The organism is Pseudomonas sp. 8AS, from assembly GCF_902506505.1.
Classification (GTDB): Bacteria; Pseudomonadota; Gammaproteobacteria; order Pseudomonadales; family Pseudomonadaceae; genus Aquipseudomonas.
On sequence record NZ_LR733406.1, the window covers coordinates 2,265,620 to 2,288,505 of the forward strand.

Here is a 22,886-nt window from a genome sequence, read left to right on the forward strand (position 1 = left end):
CATCTGGGAGCTTGAGGGGCGCCGAAGTCGGGCCCCGGTCAATCCACTCGCTGAGATTCAGGAGACATGTCATGAGCACTGCTTTTTCCATGGCCCCGCTGCTGCGTCAATCGGTCGGTTTCGACCGTTTCAACGACCTGTTCGAATCGGCCCTGCGCAGTAACGAGACCGGCAGTTCCTATCCGCCCTACAACGTCGAGAAGCATGGCGACGATCACTACCGCATCGTGGTGGCGGCGGCCGGGTTTCACGAAGAAGACCTGGAACTACAGGTCGAACGCGGGGTGCTGACCGTGAGCGGCGGCAAGCGCGAGCGTGGCGCGGAAGACGTGACCTATCTGCACCAGGGCATCGCCCAGCGCGGCTTCAAGCTGTCGTTCCGCCTGGCCGACCATATCGAGGTGCAGGCCGCCAGCCTGCGCAACGGCCTGCTGCACATCGACCTGCTGCGCGTGGTGCCGGAGGAGGCCAAGGCCAAGCGCATTCCGATCAATGCATCGCAGCCGGCCTTGCACGGCTGACCTCGCCGCCGGAGGGAAGGCCACGTGCCCATCGTGGTTGCAGTGGCGCTGGCGCTCGAGTGGGAGCGGATTGATCCGCGATAAGCGGTCGACTCCTTAGTCTCTTTCGCGGCTAAAGCCGCTCCCACGCTGGAATCACTGCTCCAGCGTATCGACCGCCAGCCCAGGGAAGTCGGTGATGATGCTGTCCACGCCGAAATCGGCCAGGCGGCGCATCAGTGCGGCATCGTTGACCGTCCACACCGACACGTGCAGCCCGGCCTTCTGCGCCTTGGCCAGGCGTTCCGGGGTGCACAGGGTCCAGTTCAGGGCGAGCATCGAGCAGCCGTGGTGGGCGGCGACCTTCAGAGGGTCGAGCCAGTCGTACTCGGCTACCAGGCCGCGCGACAGTTCCGGGGCCAGGCGCTTGAGGGCGCGCAGCACTTCGCGCGAACTGCTGGTCACGGTGATGCGTTCGCTGATGGCGAAGCGTTCGGCCAGGGCCTGGATCGCCAGTACGGTGCGGGCGGCGCGCACCCGCGAGGCGCTTTTCACCTCCAGCTGCCAGTGCTCGAACGGGCACTGCTCGAACAGGCTGGCCAGGGTCGGGATCGGGCAGGGCGTCTTCCACTCGGGGCCGCCATGGCGGGCGTCGTAGCCCACCAGTTCGGCGGCCGCGTGCTCGACCACCTTGCCGCGCCGTCCGGTGGTGCGCTTGAGGGTCGTGTCATGGATCACCATCAGCTCGCCGTCGCGCGACAGGTGCAGGTCCAGTTCGCAGCGGGTGACGCCGTGTTTGAGGCATTGCTGGAAGCTGGCGAGGGTGTTTTCCGGCGCTTCGCCCTTGGCGCCGCGGTGGCCGTAGATAAGGGTCACTGTTGTTCCTTGGGGGTGGGGTAACGGGGCTGGTGGTGGAGCACGCTGTTGACCACGTGATCGTACTCGAAATACACGCTGAACTCGCGGTAGTCCCAGCGGGTGATCGGCGGCTGGCCGACCGCGGCGTGCTCCTCGTCGGCCAGGCCGAAGCGCTCCAGCACCGAGCGCTGCGATTCGCCGCGCTGGGGCAGGGCGAGGCCGGGCTGGCCTTGCTGGCCGAGGGGGATGTGCAGGGTTTCGCCGGCAACCGGCAGGATCAGGGTGAGGCTCAGCAGGCCGAGCAGGTGGCGCACGCGCCGCCTCACCGGTGCTGCTCGCGGGCCAGGCGGCGCTGTTGCGCCTGCTTCTGCAGGATATGCCGGGCCAGCAGCTGGCGCTGGGCATCGGTCAGGGCCTCGAACTCGGTGCCGATGTCGAACTGGCCGTCCTCGCGCTCCTGGCAGTGCATGACCCTGGCCCGCAGCAGCAGGCCGAGAGCTTGCGGCATCAGCACCATCTTCAGCGCCAGGTGGCTGCCGGGTTCGATCGCCTGCGCGTGGTTGAAGCTGATGCCGCCCTCGGACAGCGATACCTGGCGTGGCGTGCCGATATCGCGCAGCAGGTTCTGCGCCAGGGCCTGGCCGAGCAGGTCGATGCGCTTGTTCATCACTTTCAGGTAGTTGGCCAGGGTGCGGTCGCGCTCGCTGATGTGGCGCAGCAGATGCTGCGACTCGAAGTCCATCAGGTGCAGGTCGCTGAGCAGATTGAACAGCGGCGAGGCATCGTGTAGCGCGTCACTGGCCAGCGCTTGGGGCCCGGAAAGCAGGCTGAAATCCAGTGCGATCGTATCCTCGATACGGTAGTATTCGCGGCGATCATCAGCGTCTCGATACGACATGGCGAACCCATGGCAGCAGTGGTGGTCTGAGTGTAAAGCTGCTCGCCTAGCCCCGCCACAAGGACGTTTCTTCTTTCGCCAGCGAACCCCATACATGTTCAGACCCTTGCCGTTCTTCATCGGCTTGCGTTACACGCGGGCCAAACGTCGCAGCCTTTTCGTCTCCTTCATTTCCCTCACCTCGATCATCGGCCTCGCCCTGGGCGTGCTGGTGATGATCGTCGTGCTGTCGGTGATGAACGGCTTCGACCGCGAGATGCGCGACCGTGTGCTGGGCATGGTGCCGCATGCCTCGCTGGAGAGCGGTCAGCCGCTGCCGGACTGGCGGCGTATCGCGGCCCGGGCGAGCGAAAACCAGCAGGTCGTGGCGACGGCCCCCTTCACCCAGATGCAGGGCCTGCTGACCAATCAGGGGCAGGTGCAGAAGGTTCTGATCAATGCCATCGACCCGGCCGAAGAGCGCAAGGTCTCGATCATTGGCAACTTTTTCCTGAAAGACCAGGGCGCGCTGGAAAGCCTGCAGCCTGGCGACTTCGGCATCGCCATCGGCGATCTGGCGGCGAAGAAGCTCGGCCTGGCGCTCGGCGACAAGGTCACCTTCGTCGCGCCCGAGGTGGCGGTCACCCCGGCCGGCATGTTTCCACGCATGAAGCGTTTCACCGTGGTCGGCATCTTCCATGTCGGTGCCGGCGAGATCGATGGCCATGTGGCCATGGTGCATGTGCAGGATGCCGGGCGCCTGCTGCGCATGAAGCCGGGCGAGGTGCAGGGCATCCGCCTCAAGCTGCAGGATCTGTTCGAGGCGCCGCGGGTGGCCTGGGAGTTGTCCCAGGCCCTGCGCGCCGAGGATTTCTATGCGCGCGACTGGACCTCGACCCACGGCAATCTGTACCAGGCGATCCGCATGGAGAAGGCCATGATCGGCCTGCTGCTGTTGCTGATTGTCGCGGTCGCCGCGTTCAACATCGTTTCCACCCTGGTCATGGTGGTGACCGACAAGCAGGCGGATATCGCCATCCTGCGCACCCTCGGTGCCACGCCGCGGCAGATCATGCTGACCTTCATGGTCCAGGGCACCGTGATCGGCGTGGTCGGTACCCTGGTCGGCGGCGTGCTGGGCGTGCTCGCCGCGCTCAATGTCAGCGCCGCGATCAAGTGGCTGGAGGGCGTGCTGGGCATCCAGTTCCTCAATGCCGAGGTGTATTTCATCGACTACCTGCCTTCGCAGGTGCAGGTCGAGGACGTGGTGCTGGTGTGCGCCGCGGCGTTGCTTCTGAGTTTCTTTGCCACCCTTTACCCGGCTCGGCGTGCGGCGCGCACCCAGCCAGCGGAGGCTTTGCGTTATGAGTGATAAGGCAGTCCTGAGTTGCCGCAACCTGGGCAAGAGCTACGAGGAAGGCCCGCAGACGGTCGACGTGCTGACCAACGTGGCGCTGGAACTGCTGCCCGGCGAGCGGGTGGCCATCGTCGGCTCCTCCGGTTCCGGCAAGAGCACCCTGCTGAACATGCTCGGCGGCCTGGATACGCCGAGCCAGGGCAGCGTCTGGCTGGCCGGCGAGGAACTGTCCGCCCTCAACGAGACGGCGCGCGGCCTGCTGCGCAACCGGGCGCTGGGCTTCGTCTACCAGTTCCATCACCTGCTGCCGGAGTTCACCGCCCTGGAAAACGTGTGCATGCCGCTGCTGATCGGCAAGACCGCGATCGCCGAGGCGCGCCAACGTGCCACCGCGCTGCTGGAGCGGGTCGGTCTGGGCCATCGCCTGAGCCACAAGCCGGCCGAGCTGTCCGGCGGCGAGCGCCAGCGCGTGGCCATCGCCCGTGCCCTGGTCAACCGGCCGGCGCTGGTGCTGCTCGACGAGCCCACCGGCAACCTCGACCAGCACACCGCCCACGGCATCCAGGAGCTGATGCGCGAGCTCAGCGTCTCGTCGCAGACCGCCTTCCTGGTGGTGACCCACGACCTGCAATTGGCCCAGCAGATGGACCGGGTGCTGCGCCTGGAAGAAGGCCGGCTGGTGGCTGCCTGATATGTTCCGGCCAATCGCGCTTTTCATCGGCACCCGTTACACCCGCGCCAAGCGGCGCAACCACTACATCTCCTTCATTTCGCTGACCTCGATGATCGGCCTCGGTCTCGGCGTGCTGGCGATGATCGTGGTGCTCTCGGTAATGAACGGTTTCCAGAAGGAAATGAGCACGCGCATCCTCGGCATGGTGCCGCACGCCACCCTCAGCGCCGAGCAGCCGCTGGCCGACTGGCATGCCGTGGCCGAGGTGGCCAGGCGCAATCCGCAGGTGACCGGTGCGGCGCCTTTTGCCGAGCTGGAGGGGATGTTTTCCTCCCGCGGCGTCATGCAGCCGATCCTGGTCAACGGCATCGATCCGACCCAGGAACAGCAGGTCTCGATCATCGGCCAGCATATGGTCCAGGGGCGCCTGGATGACTTGCGCCCGGGTGAGTTCGGCGTGGTGATCGGCGAGACGACCGCGCGGCGTTTCCGTCTCAACGTCGGCGACAAGCTGACCCTGATCGTGCCCGAGGTGAGCAGCAGCGCGAGCGGCATCACCCCGCGCATGCAGCGCCTGAACGTGGTCGGGGTGTTCAAGGTGGGCGCCGAGCTGGATGGCAGTCTGGCGCTGATCAGCATCGCCGATGCCTCGAGCATCCAGCGTTTCGCTGCGCAGCAGGTGCAGAGCGTGCGTATCGCGCTGAAGGATCTGTACCAGGCGCCGCAGGTTTCCGCCGCCATCGCCGCCAGTCTGGGGGTCGGCTACAAGGCCAACGACTGGACCCATACCCAGGGCAGCCTGTTCAGCGCGATGAAGATGGAGAAGACCATGATCGGCCTGCTCCTGTTGCTGATCATCGCGGTTGCCGCGTTCAACATCATCGCCACCCTGGTCATGGTGGTGGCCGACAAGCGCTCCGATATCGCCATCCTGCGCACCCTCGGCGCCACGCCGGGGCAGATCATGAGCACCTTCATGGTTCAGGGCACGGTAATCGGCAGCATCGGTACCCTGGTCGGCGGCGTGCTGGGGGTGGTTGTCGCGCTCAACGTGAGCAGCTGGGTAGCCTGGCTGGAGCGGGCCAGTGGGGTGCATATCCTCAGTTCGGATATCTACTACATCAACAACCTGCCATCCGACCTGCAGGCCGCCGATGTCCTGCTGATCTGTGGTGCCGCGTTGCTGATGAGTTTCCTCGCCACCCTGTACCCGGCCTGGCGCGCCTCGCGTACCCAGCCGGCGGAAGCGTTGCGCTACGACTGAGGTCGCCGGGCCGAATGAAAAACGCCGCTTGATAGCGGCGTTTTTCATTTCTGGGCGGGCTGTTGCTGGCGTCGTTCCTGGCGCTTGCGCCAGTTGTGGCGCACCCACCAGCGCCAGTAGAGCATGGTCAGGTTGTAGGCCAGTACGGAAAAGATCAGGCCGGCCACCAGCGAGCCGAGCAGGAAGGGCTGCCAGAGGGTGGCCAGTTCGCCGCTGATCCATTCCCAGGTCAGCTCGTCCGGCAGCAGCATGGGTGGCACGCCCATGATCCAGGCGCCCAGCTTGTAGGTGCAGTAAAACACCGGCGGCATGGTGATCGGGTTGGTCAGCCAGACCAGCCCCACGGAAATCGGCAGGTTGCCGCGCACCGGCACCGCCAGGCTGGCGGCCAGGAGCATCTGCATGGGCAGGGGAATGAAAGCGGCAAACAGGCCCACGGCCATGGCCCGGGCGACCGAGTGGCGGTTGAGGTGCCAGAGGTTGGGGTCATGGAGCAGCTTGCCCAGAAAGCGCAGCGATTTGTTCGCTCGGATGCTCTCCGGGTCGGGCATGTAGCGCTTGAATACGCGGCGCGGCATAAGACTCTCGGGTAACGGAAGCGCAGCTATTATGCACCGATTGGCGGTGACTGGCTTGTGACAGGCCGGCAACCATCGGATCGATGGCGCACCAGGAAGGTTGTGCCCGCAAAGGAGAACGGGATGCGCGCAGGGATGCTGGCACTGGCCGCCGGATTGGCCAGCCTCAGCCTGTTACCGGCATTGCCGCCGACCTGGCTGCTGTGGCTGGCGTTGCCTGCGGCGCTGATGCTGCTGCCGTATCGCAGCTATCCGCTGGCCCTGTTCCTGTTCGGCCTGTGCTGGGCCAGCGTGTCGGCGCAGTGGGCGCTGGACGAGCGCCTGGCGCCTGCGCTGGATGGCCAGACCCTGTGGCTGGAGGGGCGGGTGGTCGGCCTGCCGGAGCGGCGCGGCGGCGTGGTGCGTTTCCAGCTGGCCGAGGCGCAGGCGCGGCGGGCGTCCTTGCCGGGGCTGCTGCGCCTGGCCTGGTATGACGGGCCGGCACTGCAAGCCGGGGAGCGCTGGCGCCTGGCGGTGCGTCTCAAGCGCCCGCAGGGCCTGGTCAACCCGCAGGGTTTCGACTACGAGGCCTGGCTGCTGGCGCAGCGCATCGGCGCCGGCGGCACGGTCAAACAGGGTGAACGCCTGCAAGCGGCGGGTGGCCTGTCGGCCTGGCGCGACACGCTGCGCCGGCGCGTGCTGGCTGTCGATGCCTGGCACCGCGAGGGCGCCCTGGCCGCGCTGGTGCTGGGCGATGACTCGGGTCTGAGCCCGGCGGACTGGCGGGTGCTGCAGGACACCGGCACGGTGCACCTGCTGGTGATTTCCGGGCAGCACGTCGCCTTGCTGGCGGCCTTGCTCTATGGCCTGGTCGCCGGTCTGGCACGGCTCGGCTGGTGGCCGCAACGGTTGCCCTGGCTGCCCGCGGCCTGTGCCCTGGCCTTCGTCGGAGCCTTGGCTTACGGTCTGCTGGCCGGCTTCGAGGTGCCGGTGCGGCGGGCCTGCGTGATGATCGCGGTGGTGCTGCTGTGGCGCTTGCGCTTTCGCCATCTCGGGGTGTGGACGCCGCTGCTGCTGGCCTGGATTCTGCTGTTGCTGGTCGAGCCGCTGGCGGTGCTGCAGGCCGGGTTCTGGCTGTCCTTCGGCGCGGTGGCGGTGCTGGCGCTGGTCTTCAGCGGCCGCCTGGGTGGCTGGTCCTGGTGGCAGGTGTGGTGGCGGGCGCAGTGGACCCTGGCCGTCGGCCTGCTGCCGCTGTTTCTTGCCCTCGGCCTGCCGCTCAGTGCCAGCGGGCCGCTGGCCAACCTGCTGGCGGTGCCCTGGGTGAGTTTTCTGGTGGTGCCGCTGGCCTTGCTGGGAACCCTGCTGTTGCCCCTGCCTGGAGTGGGTGAGGGGCTGCTGTGGCTGGCCGGTGGCCTGCTCGAGGTGCTGTTCCAGCTGCTGGATCTGCTCGCCACGGCGCTGCCGGCCTGGCTGCCCATGCACCTGCCGCTCTGGGCCTGGTTACTGGTCAGCCTGGGCGCCTGGCTGGTTCTGCTGCCGGCTGGGCTGCCGTTGCGGGCCCTGGGGTTGGTGCTGTTGCTGCCGCTGGGCTTCCCGCCGCAGCAACTGCCGGCGCCTGGGCGCGCGGAAGTCTGGCAGCTGGACGTGGGGCAGGGCCTGGCGGTGCTGGTGCGTACTCGCCAGCACTCCTTGTTGTATGACGCCGGGCCGCGCTATGGCGACTTCGATCTGGGCGAGCGGGTGGTGCTGCCGGCGCTGCGTTACCTGGGCCTGGAGCGCCTGGATGTGTTGCTGCTCAGCCATGCCGATAGCGACCATGCCGGCGGTGCCCTGGCCGTGCGTCAGCGCATGCCGGTGGTGCAGGTGTTGAGTGGCGAAGCTGCCGCGCTGCCAGTGGCACTGGGCGCTGCGTCCTGCGTGGACGGCGCGACCTGGCAGTGGGATGGGGTGCGTTTCACCACCTGGCGCTGGGCTCAGGCCGGCGAGGGCAATCCGGCGTCCTGCGTGCTCAAGGTCGAGGCCGCCGGTGAGAGTCTGCTGCTCACCGGCGATATCGATGAGGCGGCGGAACAGGCACTGCTCCGCGCGGGGCGTGATCTGCGCGCCGACTGGCTGCAGATTCCCCATCACGGCAGCCGCAGTTCGTCCTCGGCTGCCTTTCTCGATGCGGTTGCGCCGACGGCCGCGCTGCTGTCGCGGGGGCCGCGCAATCCCTTCGGCCATCCCCATGCGCAGGTCGTGGCGCGCTATCGGGCACGTTCCATCGCACTCCATGACAACGTCGCCAGTGGCGCGCTGCGCATCGAGCTGGGCGCGCGTCAGCCGGTATTTGGCTGGCGTGAGCGCGCGGTTTTCTGGCGGGAAAAATGAGAACCGGAGAGGTCTGTTCGGCGGCATCCCTATGCTAGAGTGGCGCCACTTTTCCGAGGGGGATGCACTACCGTGTGGGAACTGGTCAAAGCGGGCGGCTGGATGATGCTGCCGATCATTCTGTGTTCCATCGCAGCTGCAGGCATCATCGCCGAACGCCTGTGGACCCTGCGGCCCAGCCGCATCACTCCGCCCCATCTGCTGGGCCAGGTGTGGCGCTGGATCAAGGAAAAAAAGCTCAACAACGAGAAGCTCAAGGAACTGCGCGCCAACTCCCCGCTGGGGCAGATCCTCGCCGCCGGCCTGGCCAACTCCAAGCATGGTCGCGAGATCATGAAGGAGTGCATCGAGGAAGCCGCCGCCCGTGTCATCCATGAGCTGGAACGCTATCTGAACGCCCTCGGCACCATCGCCGGCATCGCTCCGCTGCTCGGTCTGCTGGGTACCGTACTAGGCATGATCGACATTTTCAGTGCCTTCATCGGCAACAGCACGGCGAATGCCTCGGTGCTCGCCGGCGGTATCTCCAAGGCGCTGATCACCACCGCAGCCGGCCTGATGGTGGCGATCCCGGCGCTGTTCTTCCACCGTTTCCTGCAGCGCCGGGTCGACGAACTGGTGGTGGGCATGGAGCAGGAAGCGATCAAGCTGGTGGAAGTGGTGCAAGGCGATCGTGATGTCGATCTGGCCGATATGCCCGCTCCCGTAGCCAAGGCGGAAACCCGCAAAGAGGGCAGGAAGGCGTGAAGTTCCGGCGCAAACCGCGGGAGAACGTCGAGATCAACCTGGCCTCGTTGATCGACGTGGTGTTCATCCTGCTGCTGTTCTTCGTGGTCACCACCACTTTCACCCGCGAGACCCAGCTCAAGGTCGATCTGCCGGAAGCGGCCAGCGGCACGCCGCCGGAAGACACCGCGCTGAAGCAGATGGAAGTCCTGATCGGCGCCGACGGCAGCTACTCGCTGAATGGCCAGGCCCTGCTGAAAAGCGACCTGGAAAGCCTGATGGCGGCCCTGGGCAAGGAATCCGCCGGTGACAACAGCCTGCCGCTGGTGATCAGCGCCGATGCGCAGACGCCGCACCAGGCGGTGATCACCGCCATGGATGCCGCCGGCAAGCTGGGCTTTGCCCACCTGCGCATCACCACGGTCGAGGCCGAAGCGGCAAAGCCCTGATGGCGCTTTCCGATCGCCTGCTCGACGCCTGGTACCGTGGTCATCCGCTGCTGACCCTGCTGCGCCCGCTGGAGTGGCTGTACCGGCGGGTGGTGCAGGGCAAGCGCCAGGCGTTCGTCGCCGGCCGTGGCGAGATCTATCGCGCGCCGGTGCCGATCGTCGTGGTCGGCAATATCACCGTCGGCGGCACCGGCAAGACTCCTTTGATTCTCTGGCTGATCGAGCACTGCCGCCGTCACGGTCTGCGCGTCGGCGTGGTCAGTCGTGGCTACGGCGCCCAGCCGCCGCAGTTGCCCTGGCGGGTGCGCGCGGAGCAATCGGCAGCCGAGGCGGGCGACGAGCCGCTGCTGCTGGTGCAGCGCAGCGGCGTGCCGCTGGTGATCGACCCGCAGCGCTCGCGCGCCGTGCAGGCGCTGCTGGAGCAGGAGGCGCTGGATCTGATCCTGTGCGACGACGGTCTGCAGCACTACCGCCTGGCCCGTGACCTGGAACTGGTGCTGATCGATGCCGCCCGGGGCCTGGGCAATCGCCGCTGTTTGCCGGCCGGGCCGCTGCGCGAGCCGGTCGAGCGCCTGGCCGGGGTGGATGCCGTGCTGTTCAATGGCGCCAGCGCTGATAGCGAGCAGGGTTATGCCTTCTGTCTGCAGCCGACTGCCCTGGTCAACCTTCGCAGCGGCGCGCGCGTCGCGCTCGATCATTTCCCGTCCGGCCAGGCCATGCATGCGGTGGCCGGCATCGGTAATCCGCAGCGTTTCTTCAGCACCCTCGAGGCGTTAAACTGGCGGCCAATCGCCCATGCCTTCGCCGACCACGCCAGTTACAGCCCGCAGTTGCTCTGCTTCAGCCCGCCACTGCCGCTGCTGATGACCGAGAAGGATGCGGTGAAATGCCGGGCCTTTGCCGCCGATGACTGGTGGTACCTGGCGGTGGATGCCGTACCGTCGGAGGCGTTCGTCGCCTGGCTGGATGACGAGCTGAGCCGCCTGGTGCCGCTCAAGCGCTGACTCTTTCTGCTGTTTTCACTCTTTCCAAGGACACCTCCCATGGACCCCAAACTGCTCGATATCCTGGCCTGCCCGGTCTGCAAGGGCCCGCTGCAACTGAGCGAAGACAAGACCGAACTGATCAGCAAGGGCGCCGGCCTGGCTTACCCGATTCGCGACGGCATCCCGGTGATGCTGGAAAGCGAGGCCCGTACCCTCAACGTCGACGAGCGCCTGGACAAGTAAATGACTGCCGCCTTTATCGTTGTCATCCCTGCACGATTTTCCTCCAGTCGCCTGCCGGGCAAGCCGCTGCAGGACATTGCCGGCAAGCCGATGGTCCAGCATGTCTGGGAACAGGCGAAGAAGAGCAGCGCGGCGCGGGTGGTAGTGGCCACCGACGATGCACGCATCTTCGAGGTCTGCCAGGGGTTCGGCGCCGAGGTGCTGATGACCGATGCCGCGCACAACTCCGGCACCGACCGCCTGGCCGAAGTGGCGACCCAGCTGGGCCTGGCTTCTGATGCCATCGTGGTCAACGTGCAGGGCGACGAGCCGCTGATCCCGCCGAGCATCATCGATCAGGTGGCCGCCAACCTGGCCGCCAACCCGCAGGCGGGCATCGCCACCCTGGCCGAGCCGATCGAGGATGTGCAGGCGCTGTTCAATCCCAACGTGGTCAAGGTGGTCGCCGACAAGAGCGGCCTGGCCCTGACCTTCAGCCGCGCGCCGCTGGCCTGGGCCCGCGATGCCTTCGCCAAGAGCCGTGACCAGCTGCCGGCTGGCGTGCCCTATCGGCGCCATATCGGCATCTACGCCTACCGCGCCGGTTTCCTGCATGACTTCGTGGCCTGGGGCCCGTGCTGGCTGGAAGACACCGAGTGCCTGGAGCAGCTGCGCGCCCTCTGGCACGGCGTGCGTATCCATGTTGCCGATGCTCTGGAAGCGCCGCCGGCCGGGGTCGATACCCCGGAAGACCTGGAGCGGGTACGCCGTCTGCTGGGGGCCTGATGAAGGTTCTGTTCGTCTGCCTGGGCAATATCTGCCGTTCCCCGACCGCCGAAGGCGTTTTCCGCCAGCGCCTGCAGGCGGCCGGCTTGGCCGAGCGGGTGCAGGTGGACTCCGCCGGCACCGGTGACTGGCATGTCGGCAAGGCACCGGACCAGCGCACCCGCCTGGCCGCCCAGCGCCGTGGCTATGACCTGGCGCCGCTGCGCGCACGCCAGGTGGCGCTCGAGGACTTCCAGCGCTTCGACCTGATCCTGGCGATGGATCACAGCAACCTCCAGCATCTTCAGGCACTGCGCCCCGGGGCTGCGTCGGCTGAGCTGGACCTGTTCCTGCGTCGCTACCAGCTGGCCCTGGATGAAGTGCCGGACCCTTATTATGGTGGTGACGACGGCTTCGAACAGGTGCTCGACCTGATCGAGCAGGCCAGCGATGCCCTGCTCGATGAAATCAGGGGGCGCTTGTGAGTCTGCAACTGCACGAAAACCTCTCGCTCAAGCCCTTCAACACCTTCGGCGTCGATGTGCCGGCACGCCTGTTTGCCGAGGCCCGCGATGACCAGCAGGTGCGCGAGGCGCTGGCCCTGGCCGCGCAGCGCAAGCTGCCGCTGCTGGTGATCGGCGGCGGCAGCAACCTGTTGCTGACCGGCGCTGTCGACGCCCTGGTGCTGCGCATGGCCAGTCGCGGCCTGCGCATCCTCAGCGATGACGGCGAGCGTGTGGTGGTCGAGGCCGAGGCCGGTGAACCCTGGCATCCCTTCGTGCAGTGGAGCCTGGCGCAGGGCCTGGCCGGTCTGGAAAACCTCAGCCTGATCCCCGGCACGGTCGGTGCGGCGCCGATGCAGAACATCGGTGCCTACGGCGTGGAAATCAAGGATGTGTTCGCCGGCCTTACCGCCCTGGATCGCCAGAGCGGCGAGCTGCGCGAATTCACTTTGGAGGAGTGCGCCTTCGCCTATCGTGACAGCCTGTTCAAGCAGCAGCCGGGGCGCTGGTTGATCCTGCGGGTGCGTTTCGCCCTCAGCCGCAAGACCACGCTGCACCTGGATTACGGTCCGGTGCGCCAGCGCCTGCAGGCCGAAGGCATCGAGCAGCCGACGGCCAGCGATGTCAGTCGCGCCATCTGCGCCATTCGCAGCGAAAAACTGCCGGACCCGGCGCTGCTGGGCAATGCCGGCAGCTTCTTCAAGAACCCGCTGGTGCCGGCCGAACTGGCCGAGCGTATCCGTGCCGAGCAGGCCGATCTGGTCAGCTATCCGGCGGCTGATGGCCAGGTCAAGCTGGCGGCCGGCTGGCTGATTGAGCGGGCGGGGTGGAAGGGTTTTCGTGAGGGCGACGCCGGCGTGCATCGTCTGCAGGCGCTGGTGCTGGTCAACTACGGCGCGGCCACGGGTGCGCAGTTGCTGGCTCTGGCGCGGCGTATTCAGGCGGACATCCTGGCGCGCTTTGGCGTAGAGCTGGAAATCGAGCCGAACATCCTCTGAGCAGGGCTTGTTTCTGTATGGGCGGTTTCAGCCGCGAATTTCGCGGAGAAATCCTACAAACATGAGAGTCTCTGATGGGGGCACCATGCTGCACGCTATTGGTGTGTGGCCAACGAAAACGCCCCGCTTAGTGCGGGGCGTTTTCATTTCTGTCTGAAGCTTATTCCTTGACCTTCATGTCCAGCGACAGGTCGCGGGCGGCCTTGGTGGCGAGGATGCCCATCAGCTGGCCGATCTCGTCCTGGCGGCTGGCGCCGGCGCCAGTGCCCGAGCCACCCATCATCACGCCGGGTACCGGCGCCTGGGCGGCCGCTTCGGCCCACACCTTGTTGATCGAGATCAGCGCATCCAGCTTCGGCTGCAGGGCACCGTCCGCCTCGATCACCGCCTTGCGGGCATAGGCTTCGGCGTCGGCGGTGATCTTGGTGGCGTCGGCGGTAATCGCCGCCTTGTCGCGCAGCAGCTCGGCGGTCTGCTTCTCGATCTCGGCGCGGCCTTTCTCGCGCTCGGCGTTGATCCGCGCCAGTTGCTTCTCGGTCTCGGCCTGAGTGGTGCGCTCGATCTGGTCGCGCAGGGTTTCCTGGCGGCGGGCTTCCACTTCCTTCTCGCCGCGGGCGGTGACCAGCAGCTTCTCTTCTTCTTCCTTCAGGCGGTTCTGCCGGGCCACGGCCAGCTCGGCCAGGGCTTGCTGGACCTTGACCATGCGCTGCTTGTACTGCGGATTGGGGTCGACGTTGGTGATGCGCGCCTCGACCACTTCCACCCCGTACTTGCGGAACTGCTGCTGCTTGCGTACCGGGATGCCCTTGTTGTCCATGACCTTCTCGGTGACGAACTGGCTGGCGTTGTTGTCGCCGAAGCTGCCCTGCTCGGTGCCGGATTGGAGGATGGCGGTCTGGCTCGGCTGGTGGCCGCGCGGGCCGCGCACTTCCTTGCGCTTGATCAGGTACAGGCCGTCGTTGAGCTGGTTCTCGAACTCGGCGGCGAACTCGCTGCGCGCGCCGGCGTAGAAGTCGTCGGCGCTCATCAGCGAGGCGGTGGCCTGCAGGGTTTCCTTGATGGCCGGTACCAGGGCGGTCTTGATGAAGTTTTCCGGGTTGCGGTATTCCTGGGCGATCTTCAGGAACTGCTCGCCGGCCGGCAGGCGGAAGCGCGCCGAGGACTCGACCTTGGCGTCGACGTTGCCGAGAAAGACGATGGGGAAGGCTTCGATGGTGGCGCCGAGCGAGTCGTTGTCGCTGTTGTCGTTGATCTCCAGCGCTTCGGTGAGCACCGACTGCACGCTGAGGGCCTTCTTCCACGGGGTGGCGCGGCCGAACCACTTGGTCGCGTAGCCGACATCGTCGACCACTTTTTCCTCGCCGAAGATGGTCCGCACGTGGGTGGCGAAGCCGGCCTCGTTATAGAAGAACACCCCGTTGAAGGTGGCGAAGCCGATGGCGGCGACCAGCACAGGCAGGCCGACGTACTTGATGAGGGAGAGTTTCGAGGGGGCTCCGTTGGAGATTTCCATGATCTGTCCTTGACTGCGGGAAAAGAGCGCGAATGCTGCTGAGCCGGCGTGGGGCCGTCAAGTGGCGGCTGGCCGCTATGTGCTGCGCCTCGCGCCGATTGCTAGGCGAGCGGGAAGGGCGCCTGCCGGTAGCCGCTGGTGTCGACCTGCAGGGCCCAGCCCTGTTTGTCCCAGTCGCCGAGGACGATGCGCCGGGCGGCCTGGCCATCGACCTGCAGTTCATGCACGGCCGGGCGATGGGTGTGGCCGTGGATCAGGGTGCGCACGCCATGCTCGGCCATGATCCGTGGCACTTCGTCCGGGGTCACGTCGACGATCTCGCTGGCCTTCATGCTGGTCTGCGCGCGGCTTTCGCTGCGCAGCTTGCGTGCCAGCTTGTGGCGGGTGGCCAGCGGCAGGTGGCGCAGGATGAACAGCGTCAGCGGGTGGCGCAGCCAGCGGCGCAGCTTCATGTAGGCCGCATCCTGGGTGCATAGGCTGTCGCCGTGCATCAGCAGCACCGGCTCGCCGTTGAAACGCACCACGCTGGGATCTTGCAGCAGGGTACAGCCGGCTTCGCGGCAAAAGGCCTTGCCGATCAGGAAGTCGCGGTTGCCATGCATGAGGAAAATTTGCGTACCGCTGTCGCGCAGCTGGCGCAGAGCACGGGCGATCTCGTGCTGGAAGGGTGTCATGCCGTCGTCGCCGATCCATACCTCGAAGAAGTCGCCGAGGATGTACAGGGCTTCGGCCGCACGGGCACGGGTCTGCAAGAAATGTAGAAACGCCCGGCTCAGGTCCGGGCGTTGTTCTTCCAGGTGCAGATCGGAGATCAGCAGGATCATCGACTTACTCGACGATTTCGGCCTTCTCGATGATCACGTCGTCCACCGGCACGTCCTGGTGGCCGGCCTTCATGGTGGTGGCCACGCCTTTGATCTTGTTGACCACGTCCATGCCTTCGACCACTTCGCCAAACACGGCGTAGCCCCAGCCCTGGACGGTCGGCGCGCTGTGGTTGAGGAAGCTGTTGTCGGCGACGTTGATGAAGAACTGCGCGGAGGCCGAGTGCGGCTCCATGGTGCGGGCCATGGCCACGGTGCCGACCTTGTTGGCCACGCCGTTGTTGGCTTCGTTCTTGATCGGTGCGCGGGTCGGCTTCTGCTTCATGCCCGGCTCGAAACCGCCGCCCTGGATCATGAAGTTGCTGATCACGCGGTGGAAGACGGTGCCGTCGTAATGACCGCTCTTCACATATTCCTTGAAGTTGGCCACGGTTTCCGGGGCCTTGTCTTCGAAGAGTTCCAGGGTGATGACGCCGTGGTTGGTGTGCAGCTTGATCATGGGATTCACTCTCGAGTTACGGGCAAAGCGGCTGATGTGGCGCGGCAGCGGGGCAGGCAGGGCCTGTTTTCGTGCCATATGCTCACGCCCGGTCGCTTTGCGGCTGTCAGGGGGTTGACGGGTTGGGTATCATACGGGCTTTGTTTTGACCGGCCTACTGTCTCGCCGCATCTGGCCGCGCACCTGACTCTCAAGGACATCATGAGCAAGCCCATCGTCGAAAAAGCCGCCAACTTCCTGCTGCCCATCGTCCAGGCCGACCTGGACAGCGGCAAGCACGCCAAGATCATCACGCGCTTCCCGCCGGAGCCCAACGGCTACCTGCATATCGGCCATGCCAAGTCGATCTGCCTGAACTTCGGTCTGGCCCAGGCGTTCGGCGGCGAGTGCAACCTGCGTTTCGACGACACCAACCCGGCCAAGGAAGACCAGGAATACATCGACGCGATCAAGAGCGATGTCGAGTGGCTGGGTTTCAAATGGGCCGGCGAGGAGCGCTATGCCTCCAACTATTTCGACCAGCTGCACGCCTGGGCCATCGAGCTGATCAAGGCCGGCAAGGCCTTCGTCTGCGACCTGAATGCCGAGGAAATGCGCGCCTACCGTGGCAGCCTGACCGAACCGGGCAAGAACAGCCCGTTCCGCGAGCGCTCGATGGAAGAGAACCTCGATCTGTTCGCCCGCATGAAGGCCGGCGAGTTCGCCGATGGTGCCCGTTCGCTGCGCGCCAAGATCGACATGGCCTCGCCGAACATCAACCTGCGCGACCCGATCCTCTACCGCATCCGCCACGCCCATCACCACCAGACCGGCGACAAGTGGTGCATCTACCCGAGCTACGACTTCACCCACGGCCAGTCGGACGCCATCGAGGGCATCACCCACTCCATCTGCACCCTGGAGTTCGAAGACCACCGCCCGCTGTACGAGTGGTTCCTCGAACAACTGCCGGTGCCGGCGCAGCCGCGCCAGTACGAATTCGCCCGGCTCAACCTGAACTACACCATCACCAGCAAGCGCAAGCTCAAGCAACTGGTCGATGAAAACCACGTCAATGGCTGGGACGATCCGCGCATGTCGACCCTGTCCGGCTTCCGTCGCCGCGGCTACACGCCGGCGTCGATCCGCAACTTCTGCGACATGATCGGCGTCAACCGCGCCGGCGGCGTGGTCGATGTGGGCATGCTGGAATTCGCCATCCGTGACGACCTCGATGCCAACGCTGCGCGCGCCATGTGCGTGCTCAAGCCGCTCAAGGTGGTGATCAGCAACTATCCAGAAGGCCAGGTCGAGAACCTCGAACTGCCGCGCCATCCCAAGCAGGACATGGGGGTGCGCGTGCTGCCGTTCAGCCGCGAGATCTACATCGACGCCAGCGACTTCGAAGAAACCCCGCCGGATGGCTTCAAGCGCCTGATCCCGGGTGGCGAAGTGCGCCTGCGTGGCAGCTACGTGATCCGTGCCGATGAGGCGATCAAGGATGCCGCCGGCAACATCATCGAGCTGCGCTGCTCCTATGACGAAAACACCCTGGGCAAGAACCCCGAGGGCCGCAAGGTCAAGGGCGTGATCCACTGGGTGCCCGCCGCCGAAAGCGTCGAGTGCGAAGTGCGCCTGTACGACCGCCTGTTCCGCTCCGCCAACCCGGAGAAGGACGAGGAGGGCGGCAGCTTCCTCGACAACATCAACCCGGATTCGCTGGTGGTGCTCACCGGCTGCCGCGCCGAGCCGTCGCTGGGCAACGCCGCGCCGGAAGAGCGCTTCCAGTTCGAGCGCGAAGGCTACTTCGTCGCCGACCTGAAGGACTCCAAGCCGGGTAAACCGGTGTTCAACCGTACCGTCACCCTGCGCGACTCCTGGGGTTCGTAAATGACACTGAGCATCTACAACACCCTGAGCAAGGTCAAAGAGCCGTTCAAACCGCTGGTGGCCAACCAGGTGCGCATGTACGTGTGCGGCATGACCGTGTACGACTTCTGCCATATCGGTCACGCCCGGGTGATGGTCGCCTTCGACGTGGTCACCCGCTGGCTGCGTCAGCGCGGCTATGACGTGACCTACGTGCGCAACATCACCGACATTGACGACAAGATCATCAAGCGCGCCAATGAAAACGGCGAGCCGTTCGAGGCCCTGGTCGAACGCATGATCGCCGCCATGCACGAGGACGAGGCGCGCCTCTCCGTGCTGCGCCCGGATATCGAGCCGCGTGCCACCGGGCATATCGCCGGCATGCACCAGATGATCCAGACCCTGATCGACAAGGGCTTCGCCTACGCCCCGGGCAATGGCGACGTGTACTACCGCGTCGGCAAGTTCGAAGGCTACGGCAAGCTGTCGCGGCGCAAGATCGACGAGCTGAAGATCGGCGCGCGCATCGAGGTCGACGAGATCAAGGAAGACCCGCTGGACTTCGTCCTGTGGAAAGGCGCCAAGCCGGGCGAGCCGAGCTGGGATTCGCCCTGGGGCGCCGGTCGTCCGGGCTGGCACATCGAGTGCTCGGTGATGTCTACCTGCTGCCTGGGCGAGACCTTCGACATCCACGGCGGCGGCCCGGACCTGGTGTTTCCGCACCACGAGAACGAGATCGCGCAGAGCGAGGCGGCCACCGGCAAGCTCTACGCCAAGGCCTGGATGCACGCCGGCGCGGTGCGCGTGGACGGCGAGAAGATGTCCAAGTCCCTGGGCAACTTCTTCACCATCCGCGAGGTGCTGGAGAAGTACCACCCTGAAGTGGTGCGCTACCTGCTGGTGTCCAGCCACTACCGCAGCCCGATCAACTACTCCGAAGACAGCCTGAAGGAAGCCAAGGGCGCCCTGGAGCGCTTCTACAACGGCCTTAAAGGTCTGCCGGAAGTGGCGCCGGCTGGCGGTGAGGAATACGTCGAGCGCTTCGGCGTGGCTATGGACGACGACTTCAACTCGCCGGAAGCCTGCGCCGTGCTGTTCGAGATGATCCGCGAGGTCAACCGCCTGCGTGAGTCGGACGAACAGTCCGCCGCCGGCCTGGCCGCCCAGCTCAAGGCCCTGGCCGGCGTGCTCGGCGTGCTGCAGCTGGAGCCGGATGCTTTCCTCCAGGCCGGCGCCGCCGGCAAGGTCGACGCCGCCGAGGTCGAAGCGCTGATCGCCGCGCGCCTGCAGGCGCGCGCCGACAAGAACTGGGCCGAGTCTGACCGCATCCGCGACCAGCTCACTGCCATGGGCGTGGTGCTGGAAGACAGTAAGGGTGGCACCACCTGGCGCCTGGCCGAGTAAGTCGTTTCGCCCCATGCAAAAGGCCGCCCTCGGGCGGCCTTTTGCATTCCCGCAGCCTTAGCGTTTGCCGCTGTACCAGATCACCCGGCTGACGCCGCGGGTGACGGCCACGTAGGCCAGGCGCAGGCTCTCGTCGCGCATGGCCTGGTCATAGCTGTTGCGGAACAGGCCGCAGCGGGCATACAGCGCGTTGCGCAATGGGTGCGACTCCGGGCTGCCACCGTCGTCGAGGATGATCGCCACCTCGCCCTGCAGGCCTTTGGCCCGGTGGATGCTGTAGGCACGCACCGGCAGGCTCGGGTCCAGCTGGGCCTGCACCTGCTTCAGCGCATCGTTGCGCCGGCCCAGCAGCAACACCGGGTTGCGTTCGAGGCTGCCGCGCTGGGCGACATGGGCGCACTGCGCGGCGATTTCCTGCAGCAGCTCGGGCAGCTGGCGCTTTAGGTCGAAGCCCTCGATGCGGCGCACGCCGTGGTCGCCCGGTTGCACGGCCTTGACCGCCTGGCTGCCCTTGGCCTGCTTGCAGGCGACGCCCGCCAGCAGCGCCTCGGCATCGCGCAGGATCGGCGCGATGCTGCGGAAGTTGGCGGTCAGCATCAGCACCTGGCTCTTGGCCTTGCCGCGGCTGGGGAAGTGGCGGTCGAAGTCGAGGAACAGCTCCGGCGAGCTGCCGCGCCAGCCGTAGATCGACTGCCAGTCGTCGCCGATGGCCATAAGGCTGACCGCCCTGCCGCGGCCGGCCAGGGCGCGATGCACGGCCTGCAGCCAGTGGACGATCTGCGGCGAGATGTCCTGGAACTCGTCGATCAGCAGATGGCGCAGCGGCTCGATGGCCTCCGCCGGCAGCTCTTGGGCGCCGGTCAGGCGCTCGCCGAGCTGGCGGAAGGCGGCATCGAAGGTGGTAACGCCTTGGGCCTGCAACAGCGCCTGGAAGCATGTCCAGAAGCTGGCGAGTGCCTGCAGGAACAGGCGCTCGCGCGGCCCGCAGTCCAGCGTGGCAGCGTCGATTTGATCCGGGCGCAGGCCGAGGCTCTCGGCGAAGCAGCCCTGCTGGTAGAACACCTCGAACAGCGGCGCCGCGCGCAAGTCACCGGCCAGGCGCAGGCCTTCCTGCGGCGGCTTGCCGATGGCCTCGGGCATGGCCACGCCGAGCAGTTCGTGCACCTGCTGGCGGAACCTGGCATCGCTGGCGTAGAGCTCGTCATGGGCCTGGCGCAGCAGGCGCTGCTGGGCGGCGGGCAGGCGGCCGCCGGCAGGCGCGTCCGGCTCCTCGCCAGCAGATCCACCGAGCTGCTCGAACCAGTTCGGCGCGCCCAGCAGCGCCTTGGCCTGCTGCGCCATGGCCGAATGGAAGGTGCGCACGCACTGGCGTGCCTGGGCCTCGTCGAAGGGGAGTTGCCAGAAGGCCAGCAGGTGCAGCAACTGGCCACGCAGCTCGGAGCAGGAGGCATTGGTGAAGGAAATCACCGTGAGGCTGGCGGCGGGAATCCGCAGGTGGCAGAGCATGAACACCACGCGCAGCAGCAGGGTGGTGGACTTGCCCGAACCGGCGCCAGCGAAGATACGTGCCAGCGGGGCGCGGCAGAGGATCATCGCCCACTGCTCGTCGGACGGCGCGCCGATCAGGCCGGCCGCCACCGCCTCGGCGACGCGGGCGCGCATGGCTGCGACTTGGGCCTCGTCGACCTTCAGGCGGGCGCTGGAATAGATGCCGGTTGTTGCAGGGGCAGGGCCGTCGCAGGCCTTCTTCTTGCGGCTGGTCGCCTTGGCCTTGCCGCTGCTGGCGGGGCGCTTGGCGCGCGGTTGCGGCTGGCGCAGTCGGGCAGCGGCCTCGCGTTCGGCGCGCAGGTACTCGGTGGTGCGGGGAAAGTAGCGCGCCAGAGTGCTGGAGAGCAGCGCCTGGTAGCGTTTGACGGCGGACAGCATGGCAACTCGGAAAGCAGATGCGGCCGGCTATCATACGGGCTTTCCGCCGTGGGCTGGAGCCTGGCAAAGAGCCAGCGGCTCAGTGCTCCAGGGCTTCGAGTATCTCCAGGGCAATGCGCACCCGCTCGGCGTTCGGGTAGTTGCGGTTGGCCAGAAGCACCAGGCCGGTGTCGCGGGCCGGCAGCAGCACCACATAGGCGCCGAAACCATTGGTCGAGCCGGTCTTGTTCAGCAGCAGGTCGCCCTCGGCCGTTTGCGGGGTGGCGAAGCGCTCGACGGCTTGTGGCTCCAGGGCCATCTGCGACGAGTTGCCGGCCTGCAAGCGCTGCAGGCTGATGGGGTAGGTGTAGCGTTCCCAGCCCAGGCCCTGGCTCATGTCGCCGACCCGGTAGTAGCCCTGCTGGGTGGTGGCGATGGCCTGGAGCAGCGGCGCCGGCAGCTGCGAGGGATCGAGGTTGGCCTCGACGAAGCGCAGCATGTCGGCGGCCGTGGACTTCACCCCGTAGGCCTCGGCATCCAGCGGGCCCGGCTGCACGCGGATCGCCTGCTCGTCGCGGTAACCCCAGGCGTAACGCGCCATCTGTGACTGCGGTACACGCACATGGCTCTCGCGCATGCCCAGCTGCGGGAACAGTTGGCGCTCCAGCAACTGGTCGAACGGCTGGCCCAGGTTGGCGGCGGCCAGATATCCGAACAGGCCGATGCTGGGGTTGGAATACAGGCGCTGGCTGCCGGCAGGGTAGGCGGGTTGCCAGGCGCGATAGTAGTCGAGCATCTGCCGCTCGTTCTGCACCGCATCCGGGAACTGCAGCGGCAGGCCGCCGGGGGTGTAGGTGGCCAGGTCGAGCAGGCTGATTTGGTCGAAGGCGCTGCCGCGCAGCGCCGGTAGATGCTGGCTGGCCCGGTCGTCCAGGCTCAGCTTGCCTTCGGCCTGGGCGTAGGCGCCGAGGGTGGCGGTGAACAGCTTGCTCACCGAGCCCAGCTCGAACAGGGTGTGCTCGTCTACCGCCTGGCCGCTGTCGCGGTCGGCGACCCCGTAGTTGAAGAAGTGGCGCTCGCCCTTGCGGACGATGGCCACGGCCAGGCCGGGAATCTGGTATTGATCGATAGCGGGTTGCACGGCGGCGTCGACGGCGGTGCGCAGCTCGGACTGGGCCACGCTGGTCTGGGCCATGGCCGCCTGGCCGACCAGCAGCAGGGCCAGCGCGGTGATGGTGAGTCGCATGGGTGTTTCCTTCAGCTCATTGGTGGCAGTCGGCGCGCCACCGAGGTCTTCTTGACGATGGCGGTGTTGGTCTCGGCGTAGGCGTTGATGCGGTCCAGCAGCTCGTCGAGTTGCTCCATGGAGCGCACCTGCAGGCGGGCGACGAAGCAGTCCTCGCCGGTGATCTTGTCGCACTCGGTGAACTCGGGGATCGACTGGATCTGCCGCTCCACCTCGTGCAGCTTGCCGGGCAACGGGCGCACGCGGACGATGGCCTGCAGCTGGTAGCCAAAGTGGCGCGGGTCCACCTCCACCCGGTAGCCCCTGATCACCCCGCGTTCCTCCAGACGACGCAGGCGCTCGGCCACGCTGGGCGAGGACAGGCCACTGATCTGCGCCAGGGCCTTGAGCGAGCGGCGCGAGTCCTCCATCAGGGCGTTGAGCAGAAGCTGGTCGATTTCGTCGGTCATGGCGTGCTCATAAGGTAATTTCAGGAAAGTGCCTTCGCAATAAAGGCGGTGTTTCGATTTCGCCTTAGATTAGCCCTGGAGGCGTGGGTG

At 66.4% G+C, this 22,886-nt stretch carries 24 protein-coding genes; 14 read left to right on the forward strand and 10 right to left on the reverse strand.

Going from position 1 to position 22,886, the window contains the following annotated elements; genetic code table 11:
• The first annotated feature begins 71 nt into the window (after positions 1-71).
• A complete protein-coding gene (locus tag GV001_RS10590; RefSeq protein ID WP_160079579.1) occupies positions 72-521 on the forward strand; it encodes an Hsp20 family protein in 450 nt (149 codons plus the stop codon).
• 135 nt (positions 522-656) lie between these two features.
• Here the strand turns inward: GV001_RS10590 and GV001_RS10595 are convergent, their stop codons facing one another.
• From GV001_RS10595 to GV001_RS10605, 3 genes are read right to left on the reverse strand one after another with little or no spacing between them, the layout of a single operon-like run.
• Complete coding sequence (locus GV001_RS10595; protein ID WP_160079580.1) at positions 657-1,376, reverse strand: glycerophosphodiester phosphodiesterase; 720 nt, start codon at positions 1,374-1,376, stop codon at positions 657-659.
• Entirely contained in the window at positions 1,373-1,672 is a 300-nt protein-coding gene (locus tag GV001_RS10600; protein ID WP_160079581.1) for a phosphodiesterase, read from the reverse strand. The genes GV001_RS10595 and GV001_RS10600 overlap by 4 nt, the downstream gene beginning before the upstream one ends.
• A gap of 8 nt (positions 1,673-1,680) precedes the next feature.
• The gene (locus tag GV001_RS10605; RefSeq protein WP_160079582.1) at positions 1,681-2,256 is read right to left on the reverse strand and encodes a PilZ domain-containing protein; all 576 of its coding nucleotides are present in this window, start codon (positions 2,254-2,256) and stop codon (positions 1,681-1,683) included.
• Between the two features lie 94 nt (positions 2,257-2,350).
• Here GV001_RS10605 and GV001_RS10610 point away from each other — a divergent pair, with 94 nt between their 5' ends.
• Genes GV001_RS10610 through GV001_RS10620 form a run of 3 tightly spaced genes read left to right on the forward strand, consistent with a single transcriptional unit; the run spans position 2,351 to position 5,529 of the window.
• Complete coding sequence (locus GV001_RS10610; RefSeq protein WP_160079583.1) at positions 2,351-3,607, forward strand: lipoprotein-releasing ABC transporter permease subunit; 1,257 nt, start codon at positions 2,351-2,353, stop codon at positions 3,605-3,607.
• Positions 3,600-4,283, forward strand: a complete 684-nt coding sequence (gene lolD, locus GV001_RS10615) for a lipoprotein-releasing ABC transporter ATP-binding protein LolD (protein ID WP_160079584.1) — start codon at positions 3,600-3,602, stop codon at positions 4,281-4,283. The genes GV001_RS10610 and lolD overlap by 8 nt, the downstream gene beginning before the upstream one ends.
• Position 4,284: 1 nt before the next feature.
• Positions 4,285-5,529 (forward strand): lipoprotein-releasing ABC transporter permease subunit, encoded by a 1,245-nt coding sequence (locus GV001_RS10620; RefSeq protein ID WP_160079585.1) that lies wholly within the window; start codon positions 4,285-4,287, stop codon positions 5,527-5,529.
• Positions 5,530-5,573: 44 nt separating this feature from the next.
• Here the strand turns inward: GV001_RS10620 and GV001_RS10625 are convergent, their stop codons facing one another.
• Positions 5,574-6,107 (reverse strand): DUF2062 domain-containing protein, encoded by a 534-nt coding sequence (locus GV001_RS10625; protein ID WP_160079586.1) that lies wholly within the window; start codon positions 6,105-6,107, stop codon positions 5,574-5,576.
• Positions 6,108-6,230: 123 nt separating this feature from the next.
• Here GV001_RS10625 and GV001_RS10630 point away from each other — a divergent pair, with 123 nt between their 5' ends.
• From GV001_RS10630 to murB, 8 genes are all read left to right on the forward strand, one after another.
• Positions 6,231-8,456, forward strand: a complete 2,226-nt coding sequence (locus GV001_RS10630; RefSeq protein ID WP_256664897.1) for a DNA internalization-related competence protein ComEC/Rec2 — start codon at positions 6,231-6,233, stop codon at positions 8,454-8,456.
• A 72-nt stretch (positions 8,457-8,528) separates the two neighbouring features.
• Positions 8,529-9,203 carry a MotA/TolQ/ExbB proton channel family protein gene (locus GV001_RS10635; protein WP_160079587.1) on the forward strand — a complete coding sequence of 225 codons (675 nt, stop codon included), beginning with the start codon at positions 8,529-8,531 and terminating at the stop codon, positions 9,201-9,203.
• A complete protein-coding gene (locus tag GV001_RS10640; RefSeq protein WP_160079589.1) occupies positions 9,200-9,631 on the forward strand; it encodes a biopolymer transporter ExbD in 432 nt (143 codons plus the stop codon). Before GV001_RS10635 ends, GV001_RS10640 begins: the two co-directional genes overlap by 4 nt.
• Positions 9,631-10,635 carry a tetraacyldisaccharide 4'-kinase gene (gene lpxK / locus GV001_RS10645; RefSeq protein WP_160079591.1) on the forward strand — a complete coding sequence of 335 codons (1,005 nt, stop codon included), beginning with the start codon at positions 9,631-9,633 and terminating at the stop codon, positions 10,633-10,635. Before GV001_RS10640 ends, lpxK begins: the two co-directional genes overlap by 1 nt.
• Positions 10,636-10,674: 39 nt before the next feature.
• Positions 10,675-10,860, forward strand: a complete 186-nt coding sequence (locus GV001_RS10650; protein WP_160079593.1) for a Trm112 family protein — start codon at positions 10,675-10,677, stop codon at positions 10,858-10,860.
• Entirely contained in the window at positions 10,861-11,625 is a 765-nt protein-coding gene (gene kdsB / locus GV001_RS10655; protein WP_160079595.1) for a 3-deoxy-manno-octulosonate cytidylyltransferase, read from the forward strand. It begins immediately after the preceding gene.
• The gene (locus GV001_RS10660; RefSeq protein ID WP_160079597.1) at positions 11,625-12,089 is read left to right on the forward strand and encodes a low molecular weight protein-tyrosine-phosphatase; all 465 of its coding nucleotides are present in this window, start codon (positions 11,625-11,627) and stop codon (positions 12,087-12,089) included. Before kdsB ends, GV001_RS10660 begins: the two co-directional genes overlap by 1 nt.
• On the forward strand, positions 12,086-13,105 hold the full coding sequence (gene murB, locus GV001_RS10665) for a UDP-N-acetylmuramate dehydrogenase (RefSeq protein ID WP_160079599.1): 1,020 nt from the start codon (positions 12,086-12,088) through the stop codon (positions 13,103-13,105). Before GV001_RS10660 ends, murB begins: the two co-directional genes overlap by 4 nt.
• A 160-nt stretch (positions 13,106-13,265) precedes the next feature.
• Here murB and GV001_RS10670 read toward each other — a convergent pair whose 3' ends face one another.
• The 3 genes from GV001_RS10670 to GV001_RS10680 form a co-directional block, all read right to left on the reverse strand.
• The gene (locus GV001_RS10670) at positions 13,266-14,618 is read right to left on the reverse strand and encodes an SPFH domain-containing protein (protein WP_160079601.1); all 1,353 of its coding nucleotides are present in this window, start codon (positions 14,616-14,618) and stop codon (positions 13,266-13,268) included.
• 101 nt (positions 14,619-14,719) lie between these two features.
• Positions 14,720-15,442 (reverse strand): UDP-2,3-diacylglucosamine diphosphatase, encoded by a 723-nt coding sequence (gene lpxH / locus GV001_RS10675; RefSeq protein WP_160079603.1) that lies wholly within the window; start codon positions 15,440-15,442, stop codon positions 14,720-14,722.
• A 4-nt stretch (positions 15,443-15,446) separates the two neighbouring features.
• Complete coding sequence (locus GV001_RS10680) at positions 15,447-15,941, reverse strand: peptidylprolyl isomerase (RefSeq protein WP_160079605.1); 495 nt, start codon at positions 15,939-15,941, stop codon at positions 15,447-15,449.
• Positions 15,942-16,142: 201 nt separating this feature from the next.
• Here GV001_RS10680 and GV001_RS10685 point away from each other — a divergent pair, with 201 nt between their 5' ends.
• Together GV001_RS10685 and cysS are read left to right on the forward strand one after the other, a co-directional pair.
• Positions 16,143-17,810, forward strand: coding sequence for a glutamine--tRNA ligase/YqeY domain fusion protein (locus GV001_RS10685; protein WP_160079607.1), 1,668 nt, complete (start codon positions 16,143-16,145; stop codon positions 17,808-17,810).
• Positions 17,811-19,196 carry a cysteine--tRNA ligase gene (gene cysS, locus GV001_RS10690; RefSeq protein WP_160079609.1) on the forward strand — a complete coding sequence of 462 codons (1,386 nt, stop codon included), beginning with the start codon at positions 17,811-17,813 and terminating at the stop codon, positions 19,194-19,196.
• A 57-nt stretch (positions 19,197-19,253) separates the two neighbouring features.
• Here the strand turns inward: cysS and GV001_RS10695 are convergent, their stop codons facing one another.
• The 3 genes from GV001_RS10695 to GV001_RS10705 all read right to left on the reverse strand — a co-directional run bounded on the left by GV001_RS10695 (position 19,254) and on the right by GV001_RS10705 (position 22,796).
• Positions 19,254-21,122: a DEAD/DEAH box helicase gene (locus tag GV001_RS10695; RefSeq protein WP_160079611.1), complete on the reverse strand. Its 1,869-nt coding sequence runs from the start codon at positions 21,120-21,122 to the stop codon at positions 19,254-19,256.
• A 79-nt stretch (positions 21,123-21,201) separates the two neighbouring features.
• Positions 21,202-22,347, reverse strand: a complete 1,146-nt coding sequence (gene ampC, locus GV001_RS10700) for a class C beta-lactamase (RefSeq protein ID WP_160079613.1) — start codon at positions 22,345-22,347, stop codon at positions 21,202-21,204.
• An 11-nt stretch (positions 22,348-22,358) separates the two neighbouring features.
• Complete coding sequence (locus tag GV001_RS10705) at positions 22,359-22,796, reverse strand: Lrp/AsnC family transcriptional regulator (protein WP_160079615.1); 438 nt, start codon at positions 22,794-22,796, stop codon at positions 22,359-22,361.
• Positions 22,797-22,886 lie beyond the last annotated feature (90 nt).